This is a genomic window from Streptomyces sp. MK7, from assembly GCF_032658145.1.
Taxonomy (GTDB): Bacteria; Actinomycetota; Actinomycetes; order Streptomycetales; family Streptomycetaceae; genus Streptomyces; species Streptomyces spiralis.
In genome coordinates, this window is record NZ_JAVACL010000143.1 from 1 (window position 1) to 558 (window position 558).

Sequence of the window (558 nt, forward strand, 5' to 3'; positions counted from 1 at the left end):
TGAGGGTGTCCTCGCGGGCGATCGCGTACTGGGCCCAGCCGCCGTCGTAGTCGATGCCGGCGGTGAGCATCTGGGTGCAGGGGCGGTGGCGCACGCAGCCGGCGCACGTGCCGCAGGTCTTGCCGGCCTCGAGGGTGACGCGGGTGCCGACGGGCAGGCCGCGCTTGAGGTCGGTGCCGAGCGTGTGGATCACACCGGATACCTCGTGGCCGACGGTGACCGTGTCGGAGGTGGCGAACAGCGGGACGAGGGAGCTGTCGAGCAGGTGGACGTCGGAGAGGCAGACGCCGGCGGCCTTGACCTCGATGAGGACCTCGCCCGGGCCCGGCACGGGGATCGGGACCTCTTCCACGGCGAACTTCTTGCTGTCCAGGTGGAAGCGTCCGGCGAGCATGGTGTCCATGGTGATCTGCTTTCTGTGAGCGGCACGGCCCGGTGGTTCGGGCCATGGGTGCCATGGGGTGTCTGAATGGCTGGTGGGGCCGGGAGACGTGCGGGGGAGGCAGGACGTCCGCACGCCTCCCGGCGGCTGGGGGTCAGCGCGCCGTGACGGCGTGC

At 71.3% G+C, this 558-nt stretch carries 1 protein-coding gene; it reads right to left on the reverse strand.

All coding sequences use genetic code 11. The annotated features are described in order from the left end of the window. A partial coding sequence (locus R2S09_RS40205; RefSeq protein ID WP_316746238.1) for an alcohol dehydrogenase catalytic domain-containing protein occupies window positions 1-403 on the reverse strand: 403 nt, incomplete at its 3' end. Between the last annotated feature and the right edge of the window lie 155 nt (window positions 404-558).